Consider the following 9308-nt stretch of genomic DNA (forward strand, 5'->3'; position numbering starts at 1 on the left):
AATATTTTGTTCGTTTCGTCGCTGTAGCCTTCTTTGTTTTCGCTACGCTCAAATACAATTTGGGCTACGCAACTCAACTCACGCGCATTCATCCCACGCTCCTAAGAGTGAGACGTGGGGCTTCTGCTGATTAAGCTAACCTAACTTAATTCTAGAAAGTGAAGGTAGTCCGCAAAGTACCAACATATTCGTTGCTGTTCTTGTCGTTATGCTCAGGATTCAAGATTACCAACACACCAGGAGTTACCAGGATGTTGTCGGAAAGCTTAATCTTGTACAAACCTTCGATGTGATAAGAAGTGTTTGCATCTCTGGCAATATTTGTGACCCCAGCTTTACCACCAGTCAATTTAGGTGATTGACCGAAGATGAAACCCAAGGTATTACCTTCTTTGCCGAAGTCCTTGATACCCAAAGTACCAGCCCAGTACCATATTTCTCCACTGGTACTAGCACCTGCTAAAGTGCTGGCAGCGGTATAACCACCCCAACCACCTATTGTGATATTTTTAGTCGGTTGGAGGGTAGCTTGTACACCGTAGTTGCTTGATTCAATTTTAGTAGTAGCACCAAGACCAAGATTATTAGCTCTTGCACTACCTGTTCCTAAGAACAAGCTAGGAGTACCAGCTTGATAAGAATGGGCGTAAGTTAGACCAATATTGATGGCTTTGTTAGGTTTGAAAGCTAACTGACCAAACATGGTGTTATTACCATCGAATAGTCCTTTTCCTGGGGTTGGATCACTTGCAGTTGTAATTCCATTAGAGTCTCTACCTGTGGCAAAATAAGCCGCACTCAATACTAATTTATCATTAGGAGTCACATTAACAGTGATACCTGCACCGTCATTCGCCTGACGATAAATAGGGCTAAAACGTCCGTAGCGAGATAGAGAACCTGAACCACTGCTTCTAAAGTCGGGGTTGAAAACATTGACGTTCTCGTTCAACTCACCACCAGTAGCATCAATCTTGACACGGATTTTGTCGCTCAAGTTGAAAGCGTAATTGAGTTTGTCAATTGCTACACTATTATTAGTACCACCGTCATAACCCAAACGGGTCATGTTAGTACCAGTGCCAAATGTTGCGGGTGTCGCTGCTGCACCAGTAGTGGCGTTGAAAGGGGTAGCGGCAGCATTTGGGTTGTTAGCTAAAATATTACCCGCATTTAATCGAGTCTGTAATTGGTCTGTTCCTGTGAAGCTGCTGTTCAAGGTCAAACGTACCCGGTCAGCGAAAGTAGCTTTGGAATCTACGTCTCGTGTTGATGCTGTTGGTGCATTAGGAGATGGAAGTGCCGCTTTATCCCCAAAAGCTTGGGATACGCTGAAAATGGCTTCTCCAGACAGTTTGGTGGTGGTGGAAAATTGATTGGCTTCTAGTTCGCCAGTCCGAGCTTCTAAAGCATCTACTTGACCGCGAATAGTTGCTAGTTCAGTGGAATATTCTTCTTGCAAGCGCTGTAAGGTAGCTAAGTCCTGCTTGCTTACCATGTCAGCAGTTGCAGTAGCAATAAGTTCATTAACGCGTTCTAAGCAGGAATTTAAACCACTCGCAAATTCATAACGACTCAAGGCGCGATTACCACGGAAAGTACCGTCAGGATAACCACCAATTCCGCAAGCATAACGTTCCATTAATGATTGTAAAGCTTGAAACGCCCAATCGTTAGGTCGTACGTCAGAAAACCGAGAAACGGATGTTACTTGACCCAAACTGTTGGACTCTTGGGACAACTGAGCAACACTTGTTACTTGTTCGTTAGCTTCACCAGCAAAAGCGGCATTACCAGTTAGTAGGCTCAAAGCGATAACAGGGCTAACTTTGAGGATATTCCAAAAAGCTTTTTTCATAAATTTTAGTCTCTCACACACCTAAATGAATCCAGTTTATGGTAAATTCCCAAGGAACTTATACATAAATTTCCTATGGTGATTCTACATCATTAATGGCAATTAAAACAACTAAATATTAAAATTTTTATACAAGATGGTGATTTATTTATTATCTGGTAAATTTGAGATTATACTCCGCTTATGGTATGTATTGATAACAATCAATATCAAATTTACGATCGCTGACCTGTAACAATATATGTGACTCGTTGGGCAATATTGGTTGCGTGATCTGCCATCCGTTCTAAACAACGAATTGCTAAGGTTAACAGCAGAATTGGTTCAATGACTCCAGGAAAATTTTCCTGTTGGGCAAAGGTTTGATAAAGATGCTCATAAGCATTATCTACCGCATCATCTAACTGCTTCATTCTTTGTCCACTGGTTTCATCCAAATCCGCTAAGGCTACCAAGCAAGTTGCTAACATTGCTTGGGCGTGCTGTGACATAATGGCGATTTGTGGCAAAGAACTGTGTTGAGGATAAGGGAAGAGTTTAATGGCAATTTCTGCTAGGTCTTTGGCATAATCCCCAATCCGTTCTAGGTCACGAACTAATTGCATAAAAGCACTTAAACATCGCAAATCTTTTTCCGTAGGTGCTTGACGAATGATAATAGTTGTGCAATCAGATTCTATTTGCCGATAAAAGCGGTCAATTTTCTTATCTAATTTGGGTATTTGTTCTGCTGCTATCAAGTCACCAGCAAATAAGGCTTGATGACTCAGACGAAATGATTGTTCTACTAAAGCACCCATGCGTAATAAATCCCGTTCTAAACGCCTAATGGAGCGTTCTATTTGCGGTATTTTATGATTTGGTGTATCAAATACAGTTTTCACGCTGGTTATATAAAAAGTGTATATATTTCATTAACTATAACGTGAGTTCGACATAACGATAATTCGTGGAAAACTCACCCCAGGTAGAAGTCTCACCTGAGTTCGACATAAGATAATTTGTGGAAAACTCGCCATGAGTCTCAAACCCTTATGATCTCGTTGAAAAAATCATAAGTCCGTTCGCGTAGCGTCTCCGAAGGAGAAACTCCTAACTCCGAACTCACGTTAACTATAATCTTGGCTAGGTGTATTTGTCATGATCTGAGAGAATTGAAGTTGAAGCCATGCTCCCCCTGTTTCTGGATGGTTCATAGCTTTAATTGCACCATTATGGGCAATAATTATTTGCTGGACAATGGCTAAACCTAATCCACTTCCAGCAATTCCCGTTGTCGAGTTGACCTCATTAAGTGGTGAACGATACCGAGCTTTGTCTCCGCGATAAAAGCGTTCAAATACATGGGGTAAATCAGCAACAGTAAAGCCAATACCGGAGTCAATAATGTTGATTTCCAACATTTGACCGTTATCAGTAGAAATTATTTGAGTTTCAATGTCAATAGTGGTTTGAGTGGGACTATATTTAATGCTATTATCTAGCAAGTTAACGAATACTTGATAAAGTTGGAATTTATCTGCTTGAATGTAGATGTTTTCTAATCCAGTATAGTTAATACTCAAAGACTGACGTTGGGCAATTGGTTCTAGAGTTTCCCATGCTGAGAGGATGAGCGATCGCATTTCCACCATTTCTAAATTTAACTGCATGGTCGGATTATTTTCCATTTGCGTTAGTTCCAACCAACTTTGCACCAAATTAATCAGTCGGTCAACCTCTTGCATTAACCTATTAACCCAACGGTCTAAAGGTGGTTCTAGACGGGTTTGCAGAGTTTCCACTACCAGACGAATAGCTGTAAGAGGTGTTCTCAGTTCATGGGCTAAATCAGAAAAAGAGCGATCGCGTTCCTGCTTCATATCTAGCACAGACTGGCAATTTTCCAAAAATACCCCCACTTGTCCCGTTGTCAAAGGCAAACTAGAAGCCCGCACCAGCATAGATTTTACCGCTGTCATCTCCCTAGCATCCTCACAAGCGGGATGAAAAACCCATTCTTGCACCTGTGGCTTTTGCCAATCACGAGTTTGTTCAATTAACTGATCTAATTCATAAGACCGCACCAACTCTAACAACAAACGCACCTGTCCTGGTTGCCACCTTTGAAGATATAAAATTTCTCGCGCTTGCTGATTGCACCATAGCAGTTGATTTTCCTCATCTACCTGCAAATATCCCACAGGTGCAAAGTTTAGCAATTCCTGATACATAGACAATGACTGCTGCAAATCCTGTCGTTGTTTATTCACCATAGACATATCCTGCCGTAAGCCAGGTCTTAGCAGCAACCTAATGTGATTGATTTTACGGGAATGAGAATTTAACGGTTGCAACAATCCCTCTAAATACCAGTTCAGGTGAACCTGTTGCCAAACCCAAAGACCAAGGCCGACAACTAAACCCAGAAAAAAACCCAGAAAAAGCATGGAAGTCGTTAGTTGGTGTATGATTCAAAACTAACAACTATCTTCACAAATCACCCAAATCTGTAACCAAAACCCCTCACAGTCACAATATATTCTGGATGACTAGGATCTTCTTCCAGCTTTTCCCGTAGCCAGCGAATATGAACATCCACAGTTTTGCTATCCCCCACAAAATCTGGACCCCATATCTGATCCAACAACTGCTCCCGTGACCACACTCGTCGGGTATAACTCATAAATAATTCTAACAGCCGGAACTCCTTCGGAGACAAATTCGCCTCTTCTCCCCGCACCGTTACCCTACACTCTTGAGGATTTAAAGTTATATCCTTATGCTTCAGAACCTGAACCTGTGGCAATGCACTTAAACGTTGACGACGAAGTAACGCCCGACACCGCGCCACCAGTTCCCGCATACTGAACGGTTTTGTCAAATAGTCATCAGCACCCACCTCCAAGCCCAGCACTCGGTCAGTTTCACTACCCTTAGCACTCAACATCAAAATTGGTACTGAGTTGCCCTGGTGGCGCAAAAAACGGCAAATATCCAGACCATTAATTTGCGGCAACATCAAATCTAACAGCACCAGATCCAAAGACATTTCTTCAGAATTATCTTCACAACTCTTCAGATATTCTATTGCCGTTCTGCCATCACTAGCAATAATTACCTCATAACCTTCCCCTTCCAAGGCTACAACTAACATTTCCCGAATTAGTTCTTCGTCTTCGACTACGAGAATACGGTTTGTTTGTCCAATATCTGCCCTGGCAGAATACTTAGCTAATTCACTGGTATACATTAACTTTTTCAGTGTATAACAAAGCCTAGTATATTATAAATCATACCAATCATAGATTTATTTTGATTTTCTTTGTATTTACGTTAATTGTAAATTTTTGTGTCAGTAATCCAGTCATCCCCCTTGACAATGAAAGAGATAGCCTTAGAACAGGCTAAAAGCCAAGCAAAAGCTGAATAATGAATGCTGTAGTGGCATTCCAATACTGTTCGGTTAGGGAAATGTAGGTTGGGTTGAACGACTCTTAACCCAACAGGATTAATGATTTGTTTGGGTTTCCTTGCGTCAACCCAACCTACGATGTAAAGATCAGCTATGAATACTACCATCAGGCATAATTGCTCCTGTGAGGAAAGTTTCACTCATATCTGTATCATCCAAATTAGCTCCAGTCAAGTTCACTTCGCATAAATTAGCCTCGCTTAAATCTGCACCACTCAAATCCGCACCTTGTAAGTTTGCTTTCCACATTCTTACACCTCCCATTTTTGCACCACTGAGGTTTGCACCCTGCAAATTCGCGGCGGAAATTGATGCCATGTGTAAATTAGCATCACATAAATTAGCACAACTCAACAATGCACCACTGAGGTCTGATTCATTTAAATGAGCAGTTTTTAATGTGGCTTGAGTCAAATCAGCACCGCAGAGAATAACTTCGGATAAATGCGCTCTTGCTAATGTTGCCCCTTTGAGATTTGCCTTACTCAAATTAGCTCCACTTAAAGAAGCTTCTGTTAGATTTGCTCCTCTCAAATCTGCTCCACCGAAGTCTACACCACCCAAATTGACTCCTTGCAAATTCGCTCCTGGTAAAGCAATGCAGTTAAAGCTTCTTTCTCCTGTGGCATATCTATCTAAAAGTTCTTGAACATTCATAGTTTTTTAGACCTTGGTAAGTAGTCAGACAAAATTCAAATGTTAGAAAAGTAATTAAATATTGATGACAAGATATTGATTGGACATCTCCAGAAATTAAATACGCATATCCTATAACCCTTGTAGATACCTGCCATAGAACGTCTCTACAACATTATTTTCTGGAGATATCTATTGAAAATATAGTTTAACTTTGTCGTTTATTTAATCCAAACATAAATACATCTCCAATTATCAAATTATTCACATTTTTTAACTTCTCAGCAATTAATAAACTGGAAGTTTAGCAAATGCTACAATAGAATCACCAGTCTCATAGCTATCCAGTATTTATGAATAGTCATAATTTAAAACTAGGAAAATATCTAACCTTAGAAGAATTTTGTACCTGCACACAAACCTATCATAAATATGCCCAAAATATCACCCCCTATCCACAAAATCTACCAGAAGTAATTCCCGCACTACAGGATTTAAATAAATTTATCATTGACCCAGTGATAGATTATTTTAGTAGAGAAAGATTTCGAATTACCTACGGTTTTTGTTCTCCAGACCTAAAAAAGTATCTAGAGAAAAAAGACCCAATTACAGGGCAAAAAAATGGGCGTGTAGCTCCGCATCTTGACCAACATATTAGCCATGAAATCAACAAAAAAGGTAAATACTACTGTGAAAGATTAGGTGCTGCTTGCGATTTTCTAATTACAGATTTACCGAGTACACAATTAGTAGAATGGATATTACAAGCAAAACTACCCTTTGATTCCCTCTATTTTTATAGTCATAACCAACCAATTCATATTAGTTATGGACAACAACATAAAAGAGATATTTGGACATTTAATAACTCAGGAATCCCCACAAAAAAAGGAATTGCAGACTGGATAAAACTAGCAAAACAAACATAAATAACCCTCTATTCCTCCTCTCTGCGCCTCTGCGTCTCTGCGTGAGCAACATTCTTCCTTCTTTGTCGAGTTCTCAAAGCTGCTTTAAGTGCTTTCAACTTATAAGCATCTGCATCTTTAGCCCAAGCTAACCGATAACCATCAATAACAGTACAATTTTCCTTTAGACATTTTTCCCAACCAGAAACATGACTAATACTGTGCCAATTATCTAAAAGACCCCTATCTTCTTCTTGACAAGTGAGTTTCACTAATTTCTCATATTGGGGATAATCGGGAGTAACTAAAGCTTCTATTTGGTGTAAGATTGGTGGGTCATCTTCTTGATCATAATCTTGATAGGTAACGTGCAGATCTCGCAAATCAATTGTCATGACTTTTGATAAAATGGGATGGGGACTAATATCAAAATCAGGGTAAAATAAATAAGATATTTTAGGCGTTTTCAGATGAAATTTAATCACATTAGCCTCTTCTAACCGTCCAATAGTGCGACTAGCGCAACCTTCATAAAGACGTAACAAAGGGTCAACTGCTTGTAATGCAGAAATATGCACCCAAAGGGAATTAGGTAACTTTTTCCCTACCTTACTTTCTTGACAACGTTTGATAATAAGTTCTGTATTTCCCAAACTGCGTAACATTTGGTCAGCATCTAAACAGGCTTGTTTATAACTACTATATAAGCCTAAAATGTCCTCTTGTACTGCGGGGGTTAATTGTCCTAAGCGGGGACGACGGCTAAAATTACACAGTGCTAAATAAACTATTATATCTTGACGGCGTTTGTCAGCGATCGCTTGCCATTCTTCCGAATCAGTTGCCTGTATAATGGTATTAAAGGCTCGGCGTAAACTCCCAAATTCCTGAATAATTGCCTCTTCTTGAGGTAATTCTCCCTTAATAGGCATTCTGCCTCGTTCCGTCATAAAATTCATCAGCGGTGCTAATAATTCCTGATGTTCCTCAAACCGTTTTACACAAAGACGGATTCTGGGAGTAGTCGCACGGGAACGGAAGCGAGAAGCACGAAATAACTCCGCTTCAGCCTTATCTCGAAACACAAAATACACCCCCAAAGCCACAGGAATTGCGTCAACTCCTAATACTTGGTCAATGTAAATTTTTAATTCTTCCTGCTCATAATATTTCTGAAATGTGTTACGATTAGTAATAATGCCGTCTCCATAAGCAATTACACCCCGCCTAATATCAGATATTAACACTTGGGCAGCTACTAGCAACACCTTTTGAGTTAGTTCCCAAGCTTGAATTAAGGCTTCCCGGCGCTCGCTCTGATTTTCAATCACATTGATGACAAAACCAATATTGACAATATCCGCAGCTATTTTCGACGTATCTGGCGAGTAATAAGGGTCCCAACCACAACTTGTATAACCATGTTCAGCAATGCGGGTAACATCTCCACCATGTCCACAACCATAATCAAAAAAGGTAGTTTCTGGACTAAATAAGCTCAATTCCAAAGCTAAACGCACAGGGCGAGACAAATCAGGGCGAATAATGGCGGCTTTGTGACGGTCTATTTTAGGAACTATATTTGTAGCTATAGAACCACTTTCCCGTTTAATTAAGCGATGTCCTTGTACTTCCACCCCAAAAACTTGTAACCGTTGTTCCCAACCCAACCTAGTACCAATTCCTTTAGGATGATTAAGCAACCCTAAAGCAACTTGAGCGCGAGTCAAAGCTGCAAACTCCTCATAGAGGGGATATTCTGGAGTCACAAAAGTTTCTTTGCGGTGCAGAATGGGGGGATTTTCTGAATCGCTATAATCCCGATAACCAACTTCTAGAGTTTCTACGTCAACCTGAATACTAGCTTGTAAAGCCGGATGAGGATCAGTATCAAAATCAGGATAAAATAGATAGGATATCTTGGGTTTGTTTGTGCTAAACTTGACTATAGTTGTCACCTGAACTTTAGGTAAGACACTACGGGCGCGGCTTTCATATTCCTGAAGCCAAGGATCAAGAGTATGTAAAGCTAAAATGTGAATGTAAAAGGCATCAGGTAACATTTTGCCAACAGGATTGTTTTGGCAACATTGATGTATGTTATTTCTATCAATAGAATGAAACGTTGAGAGGTTTTCCTCAACTGCATTCCTTATGTTATCGGGTTGAACCATTACTTTGTCATCTTGTCAAAATATAGATAACCTGGTTACATTTACCTTAGTACAAAAAATCTGAAATTGGAAGTTAATAAGCTGTTGTGCATTTAGTTTGTATAATTCTAGCGGGCAAGATGCCCGCACTACAAAGTTCAAGTAAATTATGGTTATCAAATTTAGCTGCGTAACAGCTTAAACTTTAAAACTGAAGCTCTAAACTGGTGCAAATGAGTGTTTCTTATCTGTTCCCTGTTCCCTGTTCCCTGTTCCCTGTTCCCTGTTCCCTGTTC

7 protein-coding genes are annotated in these 9308 nt (G+C 40.1%); 1 reads left to right on the forward strand and 6 read right to left on the reverse strand.

Features of this window, described 5'->3' with window-relative positions:
* Positions 1-151: 151 nt before the first annotated feature.
* The 5 genes from PN471_RS18900 to PN471_RS18920 form a co-directional block, all read right to left on the reverse strand.
* Complete coding sequence (locus tag PN471_RS18900) at positions 152-1858, reverse strand: iron uptake porin (protein WP_271778151.1); 1707 nt, start codon at positions 1856-1858, stop codon at positions 152-154.
* A gap of 215 nt (positions 1859-2073) precedes the next feature.
* Positions 2074-2742: a phosphate signaling complex protein PhoU gene (gene phoU, locus PN471_RS18905; protein ID WP_271778152.1), complete on the reverse strand. Its 669-nt coding sequence runs from the start codon at positions 2740-2742 to the stop codon at positions 2074-2076.
* A 225-nt stretch (positions 2743-2967) separates the two neighbouring features.
* Positions 2968-4287: a sensor histidine kinase gene (locus PN471_RS18910; RefSeq protein WP_271778153.1), complete on the reverse strand. Its 1320-nt coding sequence runs from the start codon at positions 4285-4287 to the stop codon at positions 2968-2970.
* A gap of 50 nt (positions 4288-4337) precedes the next feature.
* Positions 4338-5090, reverse strand: a complete 753-nt coding sequence (locus PN471_RS18915; protein ID WP_271778154.1) for a winged helix-turn-helix domain-containing protein — start codon at positions 5088-5090, stop codon at positions 4338-4340.
* Positions 5091-5399: 309 nt separating this feature from the next.
* Positions 5400-5969, reverse strand: a complete 570-nt coding sequence (locus tag PN471_RS18920) for a pentapeptide repeat-containing protein (protein WP_271778155.1) — start codon at positions 5967-5969, stop codon at positions 5400-5402.
* A gap of 332 nt (positions 5970-6301) precedes the next feature.
* Between PN471_RS18920 and PN471_RS18925 the strand changes: the two genes are divergently transcribed.
* Entirely contained in the window at positions 6302-6880 is a 579-nt protein-coding gene (locus PN471_RS18925; protein ID WP_271778156.1) for a hypothetical protein, read from the forward strand.
* An 8-nt stretch (positions 6881-6888) separates the two neighbouring features.
* Here PN471_RS18925 and PN471_RS18930 read toward each other — a convergent pair whose 3' ends face one another.
* A complete protein-coding gene (locus PN471_RS18930; protein WP_271778157.1) occupies positions 6889-9033 on the reverse strand; it encodes a DNA phosphorothioation-associated putative methyltransferase in 2145 nt (714 codons plus the stop codon).
* Between the last annotated feature and the right edge of the window lie 275 nt (positions 9034-9308).

Source organism: Aphanizomenon sp. CS-733/32, assembly GCF_028330045.1.
Lineage (GTDB): Bacteria > Cyanobacteriota > Cyanobacteriia > Cyanobacteriales > Nostocaceae > Dolichospermum > Dolichospermum gracile.